Origin of the sequence: Acidisphaera sp. S103 (assembly GCF_009765975.1) — a bacterium.
GTDB lineage: Bacteria > Pseudomonadota > Alphaproteobacteria > Acetobacterales > Acetobacteraceae > Rhodopila.
This window is the reverse complement of sequence record NZ_LMUJ01000042.1, coordinates 158858-178422: the sequence shown is the minus strand read 5'-3', so window position 1 is coordinate 178422 and position 19565 is coordinate 158858. Positions and strand designations below refer to the sequence as shown.

At 63.8% G+C, this 19565-nt stretch carries 21 protein-coding genes; 11 read left to right on the top strand and 10 right to left on the bottom strand.

Features of this window, described 5'->3' with window-relative positions; translation table 11 throughout:
- The first annotated feature begins 134 nt into the window (after positions 1-134).
- Both GSQ89_RS11120 and GSQ89_RS11115 read left to right on the top strand, forming a co-directional pair.
- The gene (locus tag GSQ89_RS11120) at positions 135-680 is read left to right on the top strand and encodes a cytochrome c family protein (protein ID WP_158925001.1); all 546 of its coding nucleotides are present in this window, start codon (positions 135-137) and stop codon (positions 678-680) included.
- A gap of 20 nt (positions 681-700) precedes the next feature.
- Complete coding sequence (locus tag GSQ89_RS11115) at positions 701-1462, top strand: inositol monophosphatase family protein (RefSeq protein ID WP_254073166.1); 762 nt, start codon at positions 701-703, stop codon at positions 1460-1462.
- A gap of 14 nt (positions 1463-1476) precedes the next feature.
- On the opposite strand, the gene GSQ89_RS11110 is transcribed toward GSQ89_RS11115, so the two are convergent.
- Complete coding sequence (locus tag GSQ89_RS11110) at positions 1477-1899, bottom strand: response regulator (RefSeq protein ID WP_256367316.1); 423 nt, start codon at positions 1897-1899, stop codon at positions 1477-1479.
- Between the two features lie 226 nt (positions 1900-2125).
- A complete protein-coding gene (locus GSQ89_RS11105) occupies positions 2126-2599 on the bottom strand; it encodes an Lrp/AsnC family transcriptional regulator (RefSeq protein WP_158924997.1) in 474 nt (157 codons plus the stop codon).
- A gap of 166 nt (positions 2600-2765) precedes the next feature.
- On the opposite strand from GSQ89_RS11105, the gene GSQ89_RS11100 reads away from it, so the two are divergent.
- Positions 2766-6188 (top strand): indolepyruvate ferredoxin oxidoreductase family protein, encoded by a 3423-nt coding sequence (locus GSQ89_RS11100; RefSeq protein ID WP_158924995.1) that lies wholly within the window; start codon positions 2766-2768, stop codon positions 6186-6188.
- A 165-nt stretch (positions 6189-6353) separates the two neighbouring features.
- On the opposite strand, the gene GSQ89_RS11095 is transcribed toward GSQ89_RS11100, so the two are convergent.
- The 6 genes from GSQ89_RS11095 to GSQ89_RS11070 form a co-directional block, all read right to left on the bottom strand.
- Positions 6354-6827, bottom strand: coding sequence for a heme-binding protein (locus tag GSQ89_RS11095; protein WP_158924993.1), 474 nt, complete (start codon positions 6825-6827; stop codon positions 6354-6356).
- Complete coding sequence (locus GSQ89_RS11090) at positions 6824-7114, bottom strand: 2Fe-2S iron-sulfur cluster-binding protein (RefSeq protein ID WP_158924991.1); 291 nt, start codon at positions 7112-7114, stop codon at positions 6824-6826. Before GSQ89_RS11090 ends, GSQ89_RS11095 begins: the two co-directional genes overlap by 4 nt.
- 4 nt (positions 7115-7118) lie before the next feature.
- Complete coding sequence (locus tag GSQ89_RS11085; protein WP_158924989.1) at positions 7119-7409, bottom strand: ferredoxin; 291 nt, start codon at positions 7407-7409, stop codon at positions 7119-7121.
- Positions 7406-7711, bottom strand: a complete 306-nt coding sequence (locus GSQ89_RS11080) for a 2Fe-2S iron-sulfur cluster-binding protein (protein WP_158924987.1) — start codon at positions 7709-7711, stop codon at positions 7406-7408. The genes GSQ89_RS11085 and GSQ89_RS11080 overlap by 4 nt, the downstream gene beginning before the upstream one ends.
- A 7-nt stretch (positions 7712-7718) precedes the next feature.
- Positions 7719-8450 (bottom strand): TenA family transcriptional regulator, encoded by a 732-nt coding sequence (locus GSQ89_RS11075; RefSeq protein WP_158924985.1) that lies wholly within the window; start codon positions 8448-8450, stop codon positions 7719-7721.
- Between the two features lie 66 nt (positions 8451-8516).
- On the bottom strand, positions 8517-9221 hold the full coding sequence (locus GSQ89_RS11070; RefSeq protein WP_158924983.1) for a GntR family transcriptional regulator: 705 nt from the start codon (positions 9219-9221) through the stop codon (positions 8517-8519).
- A gap of 215 nt (positions 9222-9436) precedes the next feature.
- Here GSQ89_RS11070 and GSQ89_RS11065 point away from each other — a divergent pair, with 215 nt between their 5' ends.
- The 7 genes from GSQ89_RS11065 to GSQ89_RS11035 all read left to right on the top strand — a co-directional run bounded on the left by GSQ89_RS11065 (position 9437) and on the right by GSQ89_RS11035 (position 17223).
- Positions 9437-10483: an ABC transporter substrate-binding protein gene (locus GSQ89_RS11065; RefSeq protein WP_158924981.1), complete on the top strand. Its 1047-nt coding sequence runs from the start codon at positions 9437-9439 to the stop codon at positions 10481-10483.
- Complete coding sequence (locus GSQ89_RS11060; protein WP_158924979.1) at positions 10480-11310, top strand: ABC transporter ATP-binding protein; 831 nt, start codon at positions 10480-10482, stop codon at positions 11308-11310. The genes GSQ89_RS11065 and GSQ89_RS11060 overlap by 4 nt, the downstream gene beginning before the upstream one ends.
- The gene (locus tag GSQ89_RS11055; protein WP_216856113.1) at positions 11303-12085 is read left to right on the top strand and encodes an ABC transporter permease; all 783 of its coding nucleotides are present in this window, start codon (positions 11303-11305) and stop codon (positions 12083-12085) included. The genes GSQ89_RS11060 and GSQ89_RS11055 overlap by 8 nt, the downstream gene beginning before the upstream one ends.
- A gap of 127 nt (positions 12086-12212) precedes the next feature.
- The gene (locus GSQ89_RS11050; protein ID WP_216856112.1) at positions 12213-13535 is read left to right on the top strand and encodes a hypothetical protein; all 1323 of its coding nucleotides are present in this window, start codon (positions 12213-12215) and stop codon (positions 13533-13535) included.
- A gap of 56 nt (positions 13536-13591) precedes the next feature.
- Entirely contained in the window at positions 13592-14083 is a 492-nt protein-coding gene (locus tag GSQ89_RS11045; protein WP_158924977.1) for a sorbitol dehydrogenase, read from the top strand.
- Positions 14084-14087: 4 nt separating this feature from the next.
- Positions 14088-15896, top strand: a complete 1809-nt coding sequence (locus tag GSQ89_RS11040; protein ID WP_158924975.1) for a GMC family oxidoreductase — start codon at positions 14088-14090, stop codon at positions 15894-15896.
- Between the two features lie 106 nt (positions 15897-16002).
- Entirely contained in the window at positions 16003-17223 is a 1221-nt protein-coding gene (locus GSQ89_RS11035; RefSeq protein ID WP_158924973.1) for an ABC transporter substrate-binding protein, read from the top strand.
- 34 nt (positions 17224-17257) lie between these two features.
- Here the strand turns inward: GSQ89_RS11035 and GSQ89_RS11030 are convergent, their stop codons facing one another.
- Both GSQ89_RS11030 and GSQ89_RS11025 read right to left on the bottom strand, forming a co-directional pair.
- Complete coding sequence (locus tag GSQ89_RS11030) at positions 17258-17608, bottom strand: type II toxin-antitoxin system YafQ family toxin (protein WP_158924971.1); 351 nt, start codon at positions 17606-17608, stop codon at positions 17258-17260.
- Complete coding sequence (locus GSQ89_RS11025) at positions 17547-17792, bottom strand: type II toxin-antitoxin system RelB/DinJ family antitoxin (RefSeq protein ID WP_158924969.1); 246 nt, start codon at positions 17790-17792, stop codon at positions 17547-17549. The genes GSQ89_RS11030 and GSQ89_RS11025 overlap by 62 nt, the downstream gene beginning before the upstream one ends.
- Positions 17793-18035: 243 nt before the next feature.
- On the opposite strand from GSQ89_RS11025, the gene guaB reads away from it, so the two are divergent.
- Positions 18036-19556: an IMP dehydrogenase gene (gene guaB, locus GSQ89_RS11020; protein ID WP_158924967.1), complete on the top strand. Its 1521-nt coding sequence runs from the start codon at positions 18036-18038 to the stop codon at positions 19554-19556.
- Positions 19557-19565: the final 9 nt, after the last annotated feature.

Below are 19565 nucleotides of genomic sequence, written 5' to 3'. Positions count from 1 at the left end.
GAGGCGTATTCGTTTCCCTATGGTGCGGCCAGCTTACGGATGCGCTCGTCGCCATGCAACGGCGGGTGGGCGGGTCCGCTTGCGTCCATTCAACCGGGGCTGTCTGCCCTTATCTGATCGGGAAGCTTCGCTGCATGGACAGCATGGAAATCAACAAGGGCGTGGCCGCGGTCCTGGTGGCGGGCATTGCGTTCTTTCTGACCGGCACGGTTGGCATGAACCTGGTGGTCGAGCACCGGTTGGAGAAGCCGGCGATCGTGACTCCGGCGGCACCGGGCGCCGAAGCCGCGGCGGCCCCAGCGAAACCCGCGCCGCTGCCGCCGATCGCACCGCTGCTGGCCAAGGCCGATGTGGCGACCGGTGAAGCGTCGGTGAAGAAACTGTGCTCGTCCTGCCACTCCTTCAACGAAGGCGGCAAGGCGATCGTCGGACCGAACCTGTACAATGTCGTCGGCGGACCGCACGCGCATATGGAAGGCTTTAACTACTCGGCCGGGATGAAGGCGAAGACCGGGCCGTGGACGTTCGACGAGTTGAACGAGTGGTTGCATCAGCCCTCGGCTTACGTGCCGGGCACACGGATGGCCTTCGCGGGCATCAAGAACGACCAGGAGCGGGCGGACGTGATCGACTATCTGCACACGCTGTCGCACAGCCCCGTGCCGCTGCCGACGCCCTGAGTATCGACCTCAAACGCTATGTGGCGGCGGCGCAGGCTGCCGCCGATGCGGCCGGAGCGGTAATCCGGCCGCATTTTCGTGGTGCGGTGGCGGCGGACCTGAAGGCCGACCAGTCACCGGTGACGATCGCCGATCGTGACGCCGAACTGGCGATGCGGGCGGTGCTGGAGCAACTGTGCCCGGAATGCGGGATCCTGGGCGAGGAATTTGGCCTGGTGAGGCCCGAGGCGCGGTTGCGCTGGGTGCTGGATCCCATCGACGGGACCAGGGCGTTCATCACCGGGCGGCCGACATTCGGTACGCTGGTGGGATTGCTGGATGGCGACGCACCACTGGTGGGGATCATCGACCAGCCGGTGACCGGGGAGCGTTGGATCGGCGCGACGGGACGGCCGACGTCGTTCTCCGGGCCGCTGGGCGGACGCGTCGGGACCAGGGCCTGTGCGGATCTTGCGTTGGCGGAACTGTCCTGCACGAGTCCGGAGATGCTGGGGCCGTCGCTGCCGGCGTTTCAGCGCCTGGCGGGTCGGGTGCGGCGGAATTACTGGGGCGGCGATTGTTACGCCTACGGGCTGCTGGCGCTGGGGCAGATCGACGTGATCGTGGAATGCGACCTGAAGCCGTGGGACTGGGCGGCACTGCTGCCGGTGATCGCCGGCGCCGGCGGCATCGTGACGGATTGGCGCGGGCAGGCGTTGCGGGTTGATGGCGACGGGCGGGTGATCGCGGTGGGCGATCCAGGGTTGCTGGCCGGCGTGGTGGCGGCGTTACAGGACGGCTGATGGTTCGGTGAGGCTCAGGCCATGGGATCGGCGTCGAAAATGCCATTGATGCGTTGCAGCAACACCGAAGTGGTATAAGGTTTTTGCAGCATCGGTTCGAGCAGGCTGCTTGTATCGCAGGGGTTTTGCGGGAAGCCGGAGGTTAGCAGCACCTTGGTCCGCGGGTATTGGCGACGGACCCATTTTTCCAGTGCGAAGCCGGTTTCGGATCCGGGCATGTTGATATCGCTGAAGACCAGATCGACGGAATTCTCGATCAGGAGACGCTTGGCCTCGGCCACGGTGCCGGCTTCAAGCACCGTGTGTCCGCTGTCCTGGAGGACATCGGCCACGAACAGGCGGATCAATTCCTCATCCTCGACGACAAGAATGGTGAGACGGCCGCGCGCCGAACGAAGGTCATTACAAGAGCCGGCCCAGTCATCATGGGGCGGCATTTGGGGCCATTGATAGGACGGCATAAGAGGCACGTGACAGACCCTCGGATCAGGTTTGTCGTTTGTAGCTTGGACTTATTGCAAAAAAGTTAACGAGCGCTGATTTGTATGCAGCGACGATCCAAGTCTCTCAATATTGTGATTTCATGATGGTTTTCCGACGCATTTCGCCGCGTCATTGCGCGGCGATCGGCCTCGGTTTCGGGGATAGCGACTGGGTGCCGGATTAGCGGCCGCCCTGCCGCAACGGCAGATTGGTCCGGTAGACGACCCGCTTCAGCGCCAGGGCTGATTCGAACGACTGCACCCCCGGGATGTGTGTCAGCCGGCCGCGCAGGAATGCCTCATACGACGCGACGTCGGCGGCGACGACGCGCAGCAGGTAGTCGGTGGCACCGGTCATCTCGTACATTTCCATCACCTCGGGACAGGCTTCGATGGCGCGTTCGAAACCGATCAGGGTTTCGTCCTTGTGGTTGGCGAGCTTGACGGTGACGAAGACATTCACCGGCAGCCCGACCTTGTCCTGGTCCAGCAGCGCGACATAGCGGGTGATGACCCCGGCTTCCTCCAGCAGCTTCTGCCGCCGATGGGACGGAGACGCCGACAGATGCGCCGCGTCGCCCAAATCCTGCGCCGTGGCTCGGCCGTTGGCCTGCAGGTGATCCAGTATGGCCAGATCGAGGCGATCTAGTTCCATGTGGCCAGACCCATTTAGGCGAACTCCATGACGGCATCCTGGGTTGCGAGCGCATTCTTGGTGGTTCCTGCCAAAAATGGCCAGCCGCCGCCCCCACTATGGCAAGCTTTTTTGCAGTGCCATACCTACTATCTAGTAGTCAGAATCCTCGAAGGGACGAACGCCCATGGATATCGGTCTCGGACACGGCGGCATTACCCTGGAGTCGCGGTTTGCCGACCTCGATCAGCCGGTTTTGCTGACGGGCATCCAGGCGTTGCTGCGGCTGCTGCTGGAACAGCGGCGACTCGACATGGCAGCCGGGTTGAAGACCGCGGCGCTGGTATCGGGCTATCGGGGATCGCCGCTGGGCGGGTTGGACCGGGAGCTATGGGTCCAGAAGAAGCTGATGGCGGCGCATGACATCCGGTTCGAGCCGGGGGTGAACGAGGACCTGGCGGCCACGATGCTGTATGGCACGCAGGAGATCGACGCCTTCCCCGGCAAACGGGTCGATGGCGTCTACGGCATGTGGTACGGCAAGGGTCCGGGCGTGGACCGCAGCGGTGACGCATTCCACTGCGCCAACATGAGCGGCACGCACAAATTCGGCGGCGTTCTGGCGATCTCCGGCGACGATCATGGGGCGCATTCGTCCACCTATCCGCACCAGACCGAATATGTGTTCCAGAACTGCTTCATCCCGGTGCTCAACCCGGCATCGGTGCAGGATGTGATCGACCTGGGGCTGGCAGGCTGGGCGCTGTCCCGCTTCGCCGGCGTCTGGGTGGCGATGAAGACGACGGCGGAGACGATGGAGCAGGCGTCGACGGCGATCGTGCCGTCGGAGCGACGGTTCGTGACCCCGGACATCGCGCTGCCGCCGCACGGGCTGAATTACGACCACACGCTGCATTTCCCCGGCGACAGAGCCGAACTGGAACGGCGGATGATCGAGGAACGGATGCCGGCGGTGCTGGCCTGGGCGCGTGCCAACCGGATCGACCGGCTGATCAGCGGCTCGCCTGACGCGACCATCGGGCTAGTGACCGTGGGTAAGGCGCATGAGGACACCATGCATGCGCTGCGGCGGCTTGGTTTGGATCGGCATCCTCAGATCGCAGTCTACAAAGTCGGCATGACCTGGCCGCTGGAGACCGAGGGGCTGCGAGACTTCGCTCGCAGCAAGCGGCAGTTGCTGGTGATCGAGGAGAAACGCAGCTTCGTCGAAAGCCAGATCCGCGACGCGCTGTACAACCTGCCGGCGGACGAACGGCCGGAGGTTAGCGGCAAGACCGACGGGCGTGGTGCGCCGTTGCTGTCGCCGCTGATGGAGTTGTCTCCGGAGAGCGTCGCCGGCGGGCTGACCTCGTTCCTGGGGCAGGCCGGGCTGAATTTGCCGGCGGCGCCGATGCCGGTGGCGGCGGAACGCCCGGATGGGCTGTTGCGGCGAATTCCGGCGTTCTGCGCGGGCTGTCCGCATGCCACCTCCACCAAACTGCCGGACGGCAGCTTCTCGAGCGCCGGCATCGGCTGCCATTTCATGGCCATGGATGATGGGCCGAATACGCGGACGTTTACGCACATGGGCGGCGAGGGCGCGCCGTTCGTCGGGCTGTCCAGCTTTACCGAGATGAAGCATATGTTCGCCAACCTCGGCGACGGAACGTACCAGCACTCGGGTAGCATGGCGATCCGCCAGGCGGTCGCGGCGAAGACCCGGATTACCTACAAGCTGTTGTTCAATGATGCGGTCGCCATGACAGGCGGGCAACCGACGGAGGGCGCGCCGACGGTGCCGTCGATCGCGGCGCAGTTGGCGGCGGAAGGCGTCAAGCGGATTGTGATTGTAGCTGATGAGGCGGAGCGGTTGCCGCCGGCCTCGGCGTTGCCGGCGGGGGTGACGCGGCATACGCGGGAGGAGTTGGAGGCGGTGCAGACGGCACTGCGCGACTTCGAAGGGCCGTCGGTGCTGATCTACGACCAGGTGTGCGCGACGGAGAAGCGGCGGCGGCGGAAGCGTGGCTCGATGGTGCAGCCGGCGCGGCATGTCGTGATCAACGAATCGGTATGTGAGAACTGCGGCGACTGTTCGGTGCAGTCGGCTTGCATCGCGATCGAGCCGGTGGAGACGGAGCTTGGGCGGAAACGGCGGATCAATCCGACCAGTTGCAACGTCGATCTGTCGTGCCTGAAAGGGTTCTGCCCGAGCTTCGTGACCGTGGCGGGGCCGCCGGCGGCGCCGGATGCGGATACGCATTGGCAGGATCGGGAGGCCGAATTGGCGGCCGGGTTGCCGATGCCGGTCGTGCCGGCGCTGGGCGTGTGGCGCGGGTTGTTCGCGGGGATCGGCGGGGGCGGGATCGTGACCTCCGGCGCGATCCTGGCGATGGCGGCGCATCTGGAAGGCCGAGCGGTCAAGACGTTGGATTTCACTGGGCTGGCGCAGAAGAACGGCGCGGTGGTGGCGCATGTGCAGATCGCGGCGGATGAGGCGGCGTTGGATGTGGTGCGCATTCCGCTGGGCAGCGCCGATGTGATGCTGGCGGCGGATTTGGCTGTTGGCTGCGCCGCGGGGGTGCTGGAGCGGAATGCGCGGTCCTCGGTGGTGATCGGCAACCTGGATCTGGCGGCGACGGCGGACTTCAAGCGCAATGCGGCGCTGTCGATCGACGCGGCGTTGCATAGGCGGACGATCGAGAAGGCTACGAACAAGGGCCGCTCGATTTGGCTGCACGGGGTGCGGCTGGCGGAACGGCTGTTCGGCAACGCCCAGGCGATGAACACGATGCTGCTGGGGATGGCGTGGCAGCGCGGGCTGGTGCCGGTGGGCGAGGCTTCGATCCTGCGGGCGATCGAGTTGAACGGCGCGGCGGTCAAACTGAACAAGCGGGCGTTCCTGTGGGGGCGGATCCTGGCGGAGCAGCCGGGGTTGATGAAGGACGTGCTGGAAGGCGTGGTCGAGGGGCCTCCGGCCGATCTGGACGGGCTGATCGCGCATCGGACGGCGGCGCTGACGGCGTATCAGTCGAAGCGTTACGCTCGGCGGTTCCAGGTGCTGATGAAGGATGTGGTTGCGCGTGAAACCGCCGTGGCTGGGGCGCCGGGACGGTTGTCTCGCGCGGCGGCCGAGGGGCTGTATCGCGTCATGGCCTACAAGGATGAATACGAGGTCGCCAGGCTGCACGCGAGCGCGACGTATGGTGAGAAGCCGGCGTTCCATATGTCTCCGCCGTTGTGGCAGGGCATCGACAAGGCGACGGGACGGCGGCGGAAGATTGTTATTCCAGGCTGGCTGGGATTGCCGCTGTTCAAGGTATTGCGGCATGGCAGGCTGGTGCGGGGGTCGGTGATGGATCCGTTCGGGTACCAGGTGGAGCGGCGGCAGGAGCGGGCATTGATTGCACAGTATACCGCGGATTTGCGCGGCGTGCTGGACCGGCTGACGGCAGCGAATTTCGACACGGCGGTGGCGTTGGCGGAATTGCCTGACCAGATCAGGGGATTTGGGCCGGTGAAGGACGCAAACCGAGCGAAGGCAGAGGTTCGGCGGGCGGAGTTACTGGCGGCGTTCGCGCAGCCAGCGCCGGTGATGATGGCGGCGGAGTAATACTGGCCGGCGCTATTGTGGTGTTGGCCCCGTCATGCTGACGTAGGTCAGCATCCACGCCTTCTTCGTGCGAAACGAAGGCGTGGATGGTGTGCCTTCGCACACCATGACGGTAGACGGTGATGCGCGCCGAACGATGGGGTTGTTCGCTGCGAACCGTAAGCTTCATGTCTTGATGTCTGCGGCGACCAGAACGTCGTGGCCGTTCAGGGCTTCCTGCAGCGCCGCCAGCGCGGCAACGCCGCACAGCGTATCTTGTTCGCCGTTGCCGCCGCTGAGGCCGACTCCGCCGACCACCTGGCCATCCACCACGATCGGGAATCCGCCGACGAAGACAGCGAATTTTCCGTCGAAGCTGAACTGGATGCCGTAGGCCTCGTTGCCGGGCAGGGCAGGGCCGTTGGGGGGGCGGTTGAACAGGTGGGTGGACCGTTTGTGGCCAGCGGCGGTAAAGGCCTTGTTCCAGGCGATTTGCGGGCCGGTGATGCGGGCACCGTCCATGCGCTCCATGATGATGGGGAAGCCACCTTCATCGGTGATGCAGACGGTTTCGGGCACGCCGAGTTCCGCCGCCTTGGCGACGGCGGCGGCGACCATCAGGCGGGCCTCGCTGGTTTCCAGTTTCAGGGCGGTTTTCATGCTTGTGTTTTCCAGGAGATGCTGACGTCACCGTTGACGAAGGTCTGGCAGGCCATGCGGTAACCGTTGGCGAAATCGGCATCTGTGAGATGCCTTCGTTCCTTCGGCTTGATGGCGTCGGCGTGTTCCAGTCCGGCGTCGAAATGGCACTTGCAGGTGCCGCACAGGCCGGCACCGCACTTGAACGGGATGCCGCCTTTTTCGCGCAAGGATATACGCAGCAGGTTGCTGTTTTCCGGCGCGGTGACCGACTTCATGTCGTTGGTTACGAAGGTGATCGTGATCATGCGGTTATGGCAGTCTTTCCAATACCATGTCGCGGCCGGAGAGTTGCTGGAGTTCGCGGCGGGCAGCTTCGATGGTGGAGAAGCCCGGCAGAAACTTGGAAGGAACGAGCGTGGTGACCTCGGGCGGGGTTTCGTCGACGATGCGCAGTTTGGTCGGCCGCAGCAATTCGGCAATGATGAAGCGGGCTTTTCGCTGGCCATGGAAAACATAGTCATAGGTTTCGCAGGGGCGGACCGCATCGTCCGGTTCCGTATGGAAAACTCCCGGTTTGCTGGTCAGGATCACGTAGGTCATGGCCGAACGGGAGCGTCCTGGGCGAGTTCGATGTCGTGCTTGAGCCAGAGCTGGCAAACCAGCCGGTAGCCTTGTTCCAGGCGTGGACCCAGTCGTTGTTGTTCTTTCCAGTTGGGTTCGGGCAGATGTTCGGCGCCGCTGAGAACCCGGCAGGCGCATCGCGCGCATTTGCCCATGCCGCAGCCGAAGGTCAGGTGTGGGAACGGGAATCGTTTGATGGCCGTGTTGACCACAAGGTTGGTGTCTTCCGGAACGTCTTCGGCATAGGTGACACCAAGCTTGTGGAAAACAACGTTGGGCATTGCGCTGTCAGGCGGCGAGGGGCAGGGCGCTGAGCGGCAGTTCCGCCTCGACATAGTCGTGATACAGCGCCGTGGTGTACAACAGCCGCATCTGGGCGCCGACTTCGCAGATTTTCAGGCAGCGCTGTTGCAGTTCGACGGTCTTGGCGTGTTCAAGGACGATCTGGAAGCCACGTTCGCCATGGATTTCATCGGAAACGATGTGCAGGTCGAAGAATTCGACTTCTTCATCGGTGAAGCCATATTTTTCCCGTAACGTCGGGGTCTGGCGGCGATAGATGGAGGGCACCTGCGATTCCAGGCCGACGACAAGACCGGCGACGGCGACGATCGGGTCTTCGCGCATGGCGACGGCATAGCACCAGCTTTGCAGGCCGCGGGTGGTGGGGGACATGTTGTCGGGGTCTTTGACCCGGTCGGCGGTGGTTCCACAGGATTCGGCAAAGCGGATCAGCAGGTCGGTGTGGCGGTCGCCGCCGATCTCTTCCTCATACATGTTGGCGAGCAGGAAGTCCTTGGCGTCCGTCAGTTGGTCCGGCATGCGGGCGTAGACGTAGGCCAGGTAATCCGCGAACGGGCCGACATAATGGTAATGATTTTCCGCCCAGCGGCACAGGTGGGTGCGGGACAGCTTGCCTTCGGCCCAGGCGATGCTGAAGGGCGATTTATTGGCGCTTTTGCCTTTGATGGCGGTTTCGAGAGCGCCGCGGAATTCCACGGGATCCATCAATGCGGGCATGCGAGCCTCCTGTTCGGTCGGGTTTGATGAACGGATACTGTATACAATGTCCATGAACGTCAAGCCTTATTCCTGCGGGGAGGTGGCGTCCTCGGCTGCCGCGGGCGGACGGCGGGCGCCGGCGTTCAGGACGTGCCGGTAGGCGAGCATCGAGGCCAGTTCCGGATCGCCGGCGATCACCGCGCGCAGGATGCTGGCGTGTTCGGCCCAGGATTCCCGAGCGAATTCGATGCCGACGCCCTGGAACAGCGGGCCGGATCGGTCGCGCAGGGTCTTCATCAGATCCACCAGGACCCGGTTGCGGCCCGCCCGCGCCAGATGGTCGTGGAAGGCGATGTTGAGGTCGGAGAGTTCGGCGAGACGTGCCGCCTCGATCGCCGCGTTGCCTCTGATCAGAACGCTTTTTAACTGTTCCAGCACCTCGGGGTCGTGGCGGCGGGCGGCGAGGCGGGCGTTGGCGCCTTCCAGGGTGGCGCGCACTTCCAGCAATTCCTCGGCTTCTTGCGGCGACAGCGACGCAACCACCGCACCGCGCCGAGCGGTGACTTCGATCAACCCCTCGGAGGCGAGCGTCCGCATCGCTTCCCGCACCGGATTGCGGGAGACGCCGAATTCCTCGGCGAGGCGATCCTCGACCAGGCGTTCGCCGGGCTTGAACTGGCCGGAGAGGATGGCGGCGCGTATTTCCTCGGCGACCTTGTCGCGCAACGGGGCATGATCGGCGCCGATGCGGCGCGGCCGGACTTGGGTGAGGGAGTCGGAATCAGCCACGGGCGTCGGTCTCCAGTGTCAGCGTTGCCCAGCATATAGGCAGTTTTGGATACAAAAAACAGAACTTTGCTGTCCGTCAGGCACTGTCGGTCTTATCATATCGCAATCTCGGGTTGAATTCACGATGCCATGCAGAAAAAGATTGGCGGCTCCGTGATTTTGTATACAGTAGCCGAAATCAGGCCCGACGGGCCAGCATCAGGAGATCGGCCTTCATGTCCTCCCTCCGCCTCGGACGCCGTGCTGTCGGCTTCGGTTTGCTCGCTGCCCCTTTGGCCGCCCCGTTCGTCGCCACGCGAACACGTGCCGGTTCGGGCGAACCATTGCGGATTCGATTGGATTGGACGCCTTGGGGCGCACATGCCGCCATCCATCTGGCCTCGGTCAAGGGGTGGTATCGCGACGCCGGCCTGGATGTCACGGTGGATGACGGCAACGGCACCAACCAGACGGTGCAGATCGTCGGCGGCGGTGACGACGTGGATGTGGGACATGCGGCGCTGTCGTCGATGATCATCGCGCGCGGCAAGGGGCTGAACCTGAAGGCCATCGCGTCCTACGTGCGCACCAGCGACATCGGCGTGATGATACCGGTCGATTCCCCCATCCGTGCGATCAAGGATCTGCGCGGCAAGCGTGTCGGCTACACCGCGAGTTCGCTGGAGACGCCGTTCCTGGGACTGTTCCTGAAGGCCGGCGGGCTGACCCGTGACGATGTCGAACTGGTCAACCTGGATGGCGCGACGAAGCTGGCGGCGTATCTGACCGGCAAGCTGGATGGGGCGTTTTCATCCATTCCGTTTTTCGTTCCCGTGGTGGAAACGCAGCGCAAGTCGAGGGCGATCATGCTGGCGGATGCCGGGCTGCGCATGCCAAGTTACGGCTTGTTCGCACGGGATTCCGACATCAAGGCGAAACAGGCGGCGCTGACCCGTTTTGCCAGCGTCACCGACGGTGCATGGGCGTATGTCGCGGCGGGTCACCAGGAAGAAAGCGTGGCGGCGATCCACACCGCCCGTCCCAACGCCAAGCTGAACGCCGCCGCGATGCTGGGGCAGGTCAACAGTTTCATTTCATTCTTCAAGACCGATGCGACCAAGGACGCCCCGGTGGGCAAGATGGCGCCTGTCGACTGGACTGACGCCATGAAGACGCTGGCATCGGCCGATCTGATCCCCAAGGGGCTGGCGGCGACGGACTGTTATTCCAACGATTTGTTCGATTCGTCGCTGTATGCTCGTACAGTCGGAACGAAGGCATGAACGCAAGCGTGCTGGAAGCCCTGAGCCTGGCACCAAAGGTGGCCGCTGCGCCGCCGGCCGCGGTCCATATCGAGGCCACCGGCGTCAGCAAGCAATATGGCGCCAAGGGTGTCCTGGCGCTGGATCAGGTGTCGCTGTCGGTGCGGGAAGGGGAATTCCTCAGCATCCTTGGACCCAGCGGCTGCGGCAAAAGCACCCTGCTGCGTTGCGTGGCCGGGCTGGAGCGTCCCACCGGCGGGGAAATCCGCGTGCATGGGGAACCGGTGCGCAAGCCGCCGGCGAACATGGGCGTGGTGTTCCAGCGCGACGTGCTGCTGGAATGGCGGTCCATCCTCGACAACATGTTCCTGCAGGTGGATTTCCGCGGTGAACCGCGTGGCCGGTATATGGAGCGGGCGCACGAACTGCTCGATCTGTTCGGCCTGAAGGGGTTTGAGAAAGCGTTTCCGGCGCAACTGTCCGGCGGCATGCGGCAACGTGCGGCGATCTGCAGGGCGCTGCTGGCGAACCCGGATCTGTTGCTGATGGATGAGCCGTTCGGGGCGCTGGATGCGCTGACCCGCGACCAGATGAACCTGGAACTGCAGAAGATCTGGTCGGCGTCGCGGCGAACGATCCTGTTCGTGACGCACTCGATCGGGGAAGCGGTGTTCCTGTCGGACCGGGTGGTGGTGATGAGCCCGCGTCCGGGCCGGATCGCGATGACGCTGACGATCGATTTGCCTCGGCCGCGCCGGATGATGGTGCGGGAAATGCCGGAATTCGCGCTGTACTGCGGGCAGATACGCGCATTGTTCGGTGACATGGGGCTGTTGAAAGATGAATGACGTCAGCCGCCTGCGCCGGGCCTGGGACATGTGCGCGCCCACGGCGACCATCATCCTGATGTTTGTCGTGTGGCAGGTGCTGGTCGAGGCTTTTCACGTGCGCCAGGTGATCCTGCCGGCCCCGAGCGCGATTTTGGAGGCACTGGCGGCGCAGCCAGGCTGGTTCATGCAGGAGGGGCTGTACACCATGTTGACGATGCTGATCGGCTTCGGGCTGGCGGTGGTCGTCGGAATATTGCTGGCGATCCTGATCGTCGAGGTGAAGCTGCTGGAGAACACGCTGTATGCGCTGATCGCGGCGTTGAACAGCGTGCCGAAGGTGGCGATCGCCCCGCTGTTCGTGATCTGGCTGGGGACCGGGTACGGGCCGAAGATTGCCATCGCCTTTCTGATCGCGTTCTTTCCCATCGTCATCGACAGCGTGCTGGGGCTGAAGTCGGTGTCGAAGGAAATGCTAGACTTGGCGAGCAGCATGCGGGCGAGCCAGTTGGCTCAGTTCTGGCGCATCCGGTTGCCGACGGCGCTGCCCAGTATTTTCGCGGGCATGAAGGTGGGTATTTCACTGGCGCTGGTGGGCACGATCGTTGGTGAGTTCGTCGCGTCCGATCACGGTCTGGGCTATATTATTCTGACGGCGCAGGGGACGTTTGAAACCGCGCAGATTTTCGCCGCCAATATTCTGCTGGGGGCGGCGGGGATCGTGTTGTTCTGGGGGATGACGCTGCTGGAACGACGGTGCGTGCCGTGGCATGCGTCGCAACGGCGAGAGGCATAGCCTTGGTATACAACCGAGGATCATAGGATAGAGAGAGATTGTTCGGCTGGATGGATTTGCATTGACACTATTCCCGTTCCGATTGTAATTCTCATCCCTTACGGGGAAGAAAGCGACGGGGGCGGTCATGAGAAAGCGCGTAACGCTGGCGACTGTCGTCGGTCTTGTGGCAATCCTGGGGGTGTCTCCGGCCTCAGCGCAAACCAGTCCGGTGGTTTGCAATACGACCCCGCAAGGAACCCCGATCACGCCGGCGCTGCTGACCAGCGGGCTGCCGTGCGCCGTCGAAGCGGTGGCGCCGTTCAATTTGGTGCACCTGCAGGATGCGTTCGATTTCTTTTCCTGGTTGAGTTTCCTGGCGCTGAACGCCCCGGCGGATGGGTCTGGGCCGATCGGCAAGGATGCCACCGCGATCTGGGAGTCGTGGAAGAACATCTTCGCGGTGATGGTGCCGCCGGGGCAGACCCCCACGCCGTGGGGCGCGCCCGATCCGATCCCGGCGATCTGCCAATCGGTGCCGCATGACACGCACACTGCCGTGCTGCGGATGGTGGGCAAGACGCCGGACCTGCTGACCGCGATCAACCAGCCGTTCGACACGGGGCCGCTGATCGATCAGGCAGGCCGTTACGTGCATTATGAGATCCTGATCAACCAGCCGATGTTCGACTACATCATGGCTAACAAGTTATACAGTAAAGCCGGGCAGGACGCGTTCACCGGCAAGGTGGATTTTCCGGCCGGTGTCGATGCGCCGCCGACGATCGGCGCCATCATGGTGAAGGCCGCCTGGAAGGTGCTGGAACCGGGTGACGATCCCGGAAGTTTTCATACCGAAACGGCGTTGCTGTATCAGCAGGCCGTCGTCAATCCACCCATCGCCGAATCCTGCCGTTCCGCTCGGGTTGTCCTGGTCGGCCTGCATGTCGGCCATAAGACCGTCGCGGAGCCGCAATGGGTGTGGTCATCGTTCGAGCAGGTCGCCAACGTGCCGTCGCAGGCCGATATCGATGCGAAGAAACTATTGGCCAAGTATAATTTCTACGATCCGGCGTGTTCGGCGAGCCAGTGCGTGGTCAATACGCCGCCGCCGCGGCCATGGAACCCGAATGTCGAGCCGTTCGCCAATGGCTATCACAGCCAGATCGTGCGGGTGACCCCGCTGACGGCGGCGACGGTGGCGTTGAACGGACAGTTTCAGTCGATCCTGAAGGGGACGGTGTGGGCGAACTACGAATTGCTCAGCACGCAATGGCCGACCGACCCCACCAGCACAACGGACCTGACGGGGGCGCCGGCGCCACAGTTCCTGGCCAACACCACAATGGAAACCTACATCCAGGGACATGTGCCGGTGACGTCGTCGACCTGTATCGACTGCCACAAGGACGCGGCGGACAAACCGGGCCATTTCTCCGACTTCACCTATATCCTTGAGCGTGCGCAATAGAGCGTTTTTCGTGTGATTCACGCCCTCGGGCGATCACACTCACCGGGAGACCGATCATGGCAGCCTCACCGATGGACCAGTTCGTCACGCTTTCCAGCGCACTCACCGGGATCGCGTCCGGGATCCTGGCGCCGGGGATCGATCCGATCGATATCAAGCAGACCTATTTCGATACCGCGCAACAGGCCGATCCGACCGTGTTCGGGCAATTGCTGACGATCGTCGCCAACAATTCGACGCTGCCGCCGCAACAACTGGCCGATCTGGTGCTGCAACAATCGGGCGACGATGTCCGGTTTCTGGCTCGTGCGATCATGTTGGCGTGGTATCTGGGCAATTGGTACGATCCTGGCGACCTGAAGCTGTATGCGGGGCCGAACCCGCCGCCGACGCCGATCGCGTTCCGGGTCATCACGATGAACGCCTATACAAAAGGCTTCGCCTGGAGTGTCGCGCAGGCACATCCGATGGGCTTCAGCACCAACATCTTCGGCTACTGGAGTGCGGCACCGCCGTCCCTTACCGACTACATCGGCTCGGGAGCGTGATGTCATGAGCCAGTCCCAGACACAGGTTTTCGATGCGGTGATCGTTGGTGCGGGGATCTCGGGCGCGATGATCGCGTGGCAGCTTGGCCTGAAAGGCAAGCGCGTGCTGATCATGGAGGCGGGGGACCCGCTGCCGCCGAATGTCAATGACTATATGCAGCGATTCTATCTCGCCACCGCCAAGGTTCCGGAAATCCCGTATACGCCGGCCCTGATGGATAGCACCGGGTTGGTCGATCCGGGGACGATGAACGCGCCGCGGCCGACGGTGCTGACGCTGGGGGACAACTGGAAGGATCCGAAGCAGGCTTATCTGGATCAGGTGGGGAAACTGCCGTTCGCCAGCACCTATGAACGTGTTTCAGGCGGAACGATGCGGCACTGGCTGGGGACCAGCCTGCGTTTCGTGCCGCATGATTTCACCATGAAAACCACCTATGGCCGGCTGGTCGACTGGCCGATCGGCTACAACGAGCTGGAGCGGTGGTACGGCGACGCCGAACATGCGATCGGGGTGTCGGCCAACAAGGCCGACCAAGCCTATCATGGCATCGCCTTTCCGCCCGACTACAACTATCCGATGCCGCAGATTCCACTGTCGCTGGTGGACCAGGCGGTGGCGGCGAAGGTGGATGGGATGGAACTGGACGGCGAGGCGCTGACGGTGACCTCGACGCCGGCGGGCCGCAATTCGCAACCGTATGATAACCGGCGGGTCTGCGCGGGCAACACCAACTGCATCCCGATCTGTCCGATCCAGGCTAAATACGATCCCAGTGTGACGCTGAACAAGGCGTTGGACACCGGCAATGTGGTGATCTGGGGCAACACGGTTGCCAGCAACGTGGCGGTGGACGGGACCGGGCAGGTCCGCCAGATCGACTATATCCAGTATGCAACGGCCGGCGGCCCGGCCACGGCACGCGGTTGCGTCACGGCGAAGGTGTTCATCCTGGCCGCACATGCGATCGAGACGCCCAAGCTGCTGCTGATGTCGAAGAATGAGGGACGCACGCCGAACGGCGTGGCCAACAGCAGTGACCTGGTCGGGCGCAACCTGATGGATCACCCGATCTACCTGGCCTGGGCGCAGATGCCGCAACCGGTGTTCGGCTATCGCGGGCCGCTGTCCACCGCCGGAATCGAAACGCTGCGCGATGGTATCTTCCGCAAGGATCGCGCCGCGTTCCGGATCGAGATCGGCAATGAAGGTTGGAATTTCCCGATCGGCGATCCGTACACGACCGTGATGGACCTGATCAACGGCGGCAATGTCTCGCGGTTGAATCCGGGCGGCAAGGCGCTGTCGGGGCAGGCGCTGACCTCAGCGATGAATGCTGCGCTGAGCCGCCAGTTCCGGCTGGGGTTCCTGGTCGAGCAGTCGCCGGAACCGGGCAATCGTGTGACGCTGTCGGACCGGGTGGATCATCTGGGTTTGCCGCGGCCGCGCGTGACGTATGACATCTCAGATTACACCAAGCAGGGGTTCGTGGCGGCGAAACGGGCCGCGGATGCGATATTCGCCAAGCTGGGGGCGAAACAGTTCACCGCGGTGGCGCCGGGGCCGGCACAGTTCACCTTCGAGGGCGAAACGTTCGGTTATTTCGGAGCCGGGCACATCGTCGGCACTTACCGGATGGGCGGGAACAAGACGGATTCAGTGGTCGATGCCAATCAGCGGTCCTGGGATCATCCCAATCTGTATCTGGTGGGCAGCGGGACGTTCCCGACAGTGGCGACGGGCAACCCGACGCTGACCATCGCGGCGCTGGCGCTGCGGACCGCCGACGCCATCCTGGCAAGCGGGCTGTAGCCGCCGGTTGAAGTCGTCGGCAGGGGGCCTGGCCGTTCCAACCCGAGCCTTTACATCATCGCGTCGGCGTGCGGTGCTGTGGGGAACCAACAAACGGGAGGGAACCATGGCCACCCTGAAGCGGCGGGCATTGCTCGCGGGCGCTGCCTCGGTGCCGGCGATCGGTCGAGCGCGGGCGGAGACAACAGTGACGTTCGCGATGATCAGTCCGCTGTCCGGGCCGTGGGCCAGGGAAGGCCAGTTGCAACTGGGCGGCGCGGCGATGGCGGTAGACGACATCAATGCCGCCGGCGGGATCAAGGCGCTGGGCGGCGCGAAGGTCCGCCTGGTGCAGTTCGATGCCGGGGATTCGGCGGAGAAGGCGAAGGATGCCGCTCAGCGCATGGTGGCGCAGGAACCCGACGTCAGCGGCGGGTTCGGGGCGTGGCTGTCGACCTTCACCCTGGCGGTCACCGAGGTCACCGAACGGGCGCAGATCCCGTGGTTTACTCAGTCGTATTCGGATCTGATCACCGGGCGGGGGTTTCACTACATCTTCCAGTCGTCACCCACCGCCGTTGACCAGGCGGAGAAGGCGCTGCCGACGATCCTGGACCTGGCGGAGCGCAGTACCGGCAAGCGGCCGACTCGGATCGGCATCATCGCTGATAACACGGCGTCGTCCGTCAGTTTCCTGAAGCCGATCCGCGGCCATGTGCTGAAGGATTTGGGGCTGACGGCGGTGGTGGATGAGGTGTTCACGCCGCCGCTGACCGATGCCACGACGCTGATCCAGCGGGTGCGGTCGGCTCGGCCGGATTTCCTGCTGGCGCTGCCGTCCAACGTGCCGGACGACAAGATGGTCCTGGACAAGCTGTCGGAATACGGGCTGGGCGGCGGCAAGCTGCCGGTGGTGGGCAATGGCGGCCACTGGGCGACGCCGGAGCTGGTGGCGAATGCCGGCAAGGACGTGGTGCAGGGGATCATGATCGTCACCGCCGCCGGGGCCGGCAAGGGGCTGGAGGACATCGAGCGCCGCTACATGGCCAGGACCAAGGAGCCGTGGATGCTGCAGGAGCCGATCATGGCCTACGGCCACATCATGCTGCTGGCCGCCGCGGTGGAGCGCGCGGGCAGCGCCGACCGGCGCAAAGTGGCGGAGCAGATCCGAGCGTTCGACCTGCGGGACGGGCCGGCGCTGCTGTTTCCGGGGCAGCATGTCAAGTATGACGCCGCCGGGCGGCGGTTGGATGCGAAGCTGATGATCGTGCAGTGGCAGAATGGGCGGATCGTCACGACCGATCCGCCGGAGATGGCACAGGCGGCGACAATCTGGCCGAAAATGTGATCTGCTTCGCTCGTTGTGGGTGTATCGTCGATGCTTACTCGAATAGCTGGGCGTGCGTGCCGGCCCGTTCAAAGCTGATCGTGGTATCGGTGATTTTGTAAATCAGCAGGAAGTCGCCACCAATGTGGCATTCCCGATAGCCCGCCCATTTGCCGACTAGGTCATGATCCCTCCGCTCCGGCGGCAGCGGGCCGCTATTGGCGATCAGACTCATCATGACGTCCTTCAGGAGGTTCAGATCGTAGCGACCGGATTCCGAAAGACTTTTCCAGTCCTTTTCGAAGGTCTTCGCATAATACGAGGCACGCGGAAGCCTGGCGCGTTTACCGGCCGCTCTCGTCGAGGGCACTGAACAACGCTTCCGCGCTTGAGAAGGGGCCCACATGGGGGCCGTTCAGAGCCGCTTGCGTCTCGGCGTTGGGGATGTCGAAGGGCACCCGGTTGTTGGCAACATCCTCCAGGAACGCCCGCACCGCATCGGCGAGCGTCAAGCCGGCCGCGGCAAACACGGCTTCCGCTCGACGTTCGATTTGCTCATCCACCCGGAATGAAAGCAGGGCCTCAGACATCGTCATTCTCCATCGCCCATAACTGGCTATTTACAGGGCGGTTCGCAACGGCACAACACGGTTGCATGGTACGGTTCAACGCCGCGGTGGCATTCGGGTATCACCCGAGATCGGAACGCGCTGGGACCCGGTTCGGTGGTGTGCCCTGGCCTTCCTATCACATCTTCATCAACCAGACGCTTGCAGACTCCCCTCCACCCGCCTATGTGGGGGCGCCAAGGTAGCGGAAAGGCTCACCCGCCCATGGCATTCGATACTCCCCAGCAGACTCTTCCTTCCTCCACCCATTCGGGGGGGCTTTACCCTCGGGTCGAGGAGGCCTTGGCGTTCGACGACGTGCTTGTCGTTCCCGCCTATTCCCAGGTGCTGCCGTCCTCGACCAGCACCGCCACGCGGCTGACGCGTGACATTTCGCTGAACATTCCCCTGATCTCCGCCGCGATGGACACCGTCACCGAAGCCGAAATGGCGATCGCGATGGCGCAGCTCGGCGGCATGGGGGTCATCCACAAGAACCTGTCGCCCGAGGAACAGGCCGCGCAGGTCCGCCGCGTGAAAAAATACGAATCCGGCATGGTGGTGAACCCGCTGACCATTCACCCGGACCAGACCCTGGCCGATGTGAAGCTGCTGATGAGCAGCCACCGCATCAGCGGCATCCCGGTGGTGGAGCGCGAAACCAACCGCCTGGTTGGCATCGTCACCAACCGCGACGTCCGCTTCGCCACCGAACCCAGCCTCAAAGTTTACGAACTGATGACCCGGGAAAACCTGGTCACCGTCACCGCCGATGTGGGTGCAGACCGAGCGCGGCAGTTGCTGCACAAGCATCGGATCGAAAAGCTGATCGTCGTCGATGACTTGTATCGCTGCATTGGCCTGATCACCGTCAAGGACATGGACAAGGCGGAATCCCATCCGCTCGCCAACAAGGATGAACTCGGCCGGCTGCGCGTTGCCGCCGCCACCGGGGTCGGTCCCGACGGCGAAGCCCGCGCTCGGGCGCTGGTCGCGGCCGAGGCGGACATTGTTGTGGTGGATACCGCACACGGCCATTCCGCGGGGGTGCTGCGGGCGATCGAGGCGATCAAGAAGGCCTCCAACACCGTGCAGATCATCGCCGGCAATGTGGCCACGCCGGAAGGTGCGCGGGCGCTGATCGAGGCCGGGGCGGACGCGGTGAAGATCGGCATCGGGCCGGGCAGCATCTGCACCACCCGCATCGTCGCCGGCGTCGGCGTGCCGCAGTTCACCGCGGTGATGGAGACGTCCGCGGCGTGCAAGGAACTGGGCATCCCGTCGATCGCCGATGGCGGCATGCGGACCAGCGGCGACGTGGTGAAGGCGCTGGCTGCCGGGGCGGATTGCTGCATGATCGGCAGCCTGCTGGCCGGCACCGACGAAGCGCCGGGCGAGGTGTTCCTGTATCAAGGCCGGTCCTACAAATCCTATCGCGGCATGGGCAGCCTGGGCGCGATGGCGCGCGGGTCAGCCGACCGCTACTTCCAGCAGGACATCAAGGACCAATTGAAGCTGGTGCCGGAGGGCGTCGAGGGCCGCGTCGGCTACAAAGGCCCGGTCGGCAACGTGGTGCACCAGCTTGTGGGCGGCTTGAAAGCCGGCATGGGCTACACCGGCAGCGCCGATATCGCCGCGTTGCAGGCGAACACGCGGTTCCGTCGCGTCACCGGGGCGGGGCTGCGGGAAAGCCACGTGCATGACGTGGCGATCGACCGCGAGGCACCAAACTACCGGCAGGATTGACGTCCGGGG